The 1541-nt window shown below is 62.8% G+C and carries 2 protein-coding genes; one reads left to right on the plus strand and one right to left on the minus strand.

Annotation, left to right across the window (positions count from 1 at the left end):
* Window positions 1-2: 2 nt before the first annotated feature.
* Window positions 3-1184 carry a glycosyltransferase family 2 protein gene (locus tag NW853_RS05410; RefSeq protein ID WP_414348211.1) on the minus strand — a complete coding sequence of 394 codons (1182 nt, stop codon included), beginning with the start codon at window positions 1182-1184 and terminating at the stop codon, window positions 3-5.
* A gap of 106 nt (window positions 1185-1290) precedes the next feature.
* On the opposite strand from NW853_RS05410, the gene NW853_RS05415 reads away from it, so the two are divergent.
* On the plus strand, window positions 1291-1541 hold a 251-nt coding region (locus tag NW853_RS05415; RefSeq protein WP_414348213.1), incomplete at its 3' end, for an STAS domain-containing protein.

The following is a 1541-nucleotide window of genomic DNA, read 5'->3' on the forward strand; positions in this document are numbered from 1 at the left end:
GACTAGTAGGTGCGCCCGCGCCAAGAGCGGGGGCGACTGAGGGCTGACAAGATCACCCGTAGGACAGCCAAGGGATCGGCCAGCGGCGAAGCCCAGAATGTCCAGGGGGGATCCTGGTAGGAGCCGCGAATGCCCGCCAGCACGCCCAAGCGCAGGGCGAGTAGGCCTAGGTTTAGCCCCAACAGAACCTGCTCTGTTAGGGAAAAGGGCAACCCCATCCCGGCCTTGATCCCCAGCCCCCCAACCGCCAAGACCGGGATCCCTTGGGTGAGCGCCAGCAGGGCGATGTCCCCCCACAGCTGAGCTCTGGGAGTGGCGTCTTTCAAATCCAGGGAGCGGCCCCACTCCCGCCAAGTTTCGCCAAAAGAAGTGTACATGCGCACCTTGAGCAGGTGCCGACCATCGCAGAAAGCTACCCTAAAGCCGGCTGCCGCGATCTGCCGCACCAGGGTGACGTCGTCGCAAAAGGAAGCCCGCGCCAGCGTGTAGCCGTTCATGGCTTCCAGCACCGAGCGGCGCACCAACATGCACTGCCCATTGGCCATCGTCCGCTCCGGCAGAGCAGCCGTGTCCCCTGCCGCCCCATAGCGGTAGATCAGGGTTGTCAAAAGAGCCGGCTGCAGCCAAGCTTCTCCCCAGTGCTCCAAGATAAACTGCGGCGCCAGGGTGATGAGATCCAGCTGGTTGGCCTGGGCAGTTTCCAGCAAGCGCTCTACCAGGACCGGCTGGGGGCGGGTATCGGCATCAATACCCAGGATCCACTCAGAGGCGGGATCCGATTGGAGAAATCCATAGTGCAACGCCCAGGGACGACCTACCCAGCCACTGGGCAGGGGATCGTCGGTCAAGAGGCGAAAGCGGGGATCCCGCTCGGCCATCTGCAGCACTTTCTCGCGGGTGCCATCCTGGGAGCGGCTATCCACCACCAGCACCTCGCGCACAACCGCTCCCTGGCGGTGCAGCCCTTCCAGGCAGGGATCCAGGCGCTTGGCTTCGTTGAGGGTGGGCAGTAGGACGCTGACCAGGCCCGGCGGGAAGGGGATCCCCGCTTGGCCAGGGGGCAGAGGGGAAGGACGCCACAAAGACGGCAGCAGCCGCGCCAGCAACACCGCCACCATTGGCAGCTGCAGGGCCAGCAAAATCAGGGCAGCCGCATCCCCCATCGGGATCCCGTGCGTATCCATTGGAGCTACCTTCCTACATCAAACAAAAAGTTGCCTGGCAGAACCCAACCCGGCGGCTTTGGTTCAGAATCAATGTGGCTCCCGCCCTTGACTTTCTCAGCCCTTTGTGGATGTTTCCACCCAGCTCAGCCCCAAGGGATCCCTTGTCACCCTGGTCAAGCTTCCGGCAGGAAAGCTGGATCCCGCTTTGGTGCGGAAAGAGCTGGGCCAAATTCTTGCCGAGAAACCCAAACACCTCTTACTGGATCTAAGCCAGGTTACGCTGCTCGACAGCATGGGGGTGTCGGCTTTGGCGTGGGCAAGACGCACCTGTACTCCCGCCGGCTGTCATCTCAAGCTCTGCGGCTTAGGAGAACA

The sequence above is a fragment of the Synechococcus sp. H55.11 genome (assembly GCF_047462475.1).
Taxonomy (GTDB): Bacteria; Cyanobacteriota; Cyanobacteriia; order Thermostichales; family Thermostichaceae; genus Thermostichus.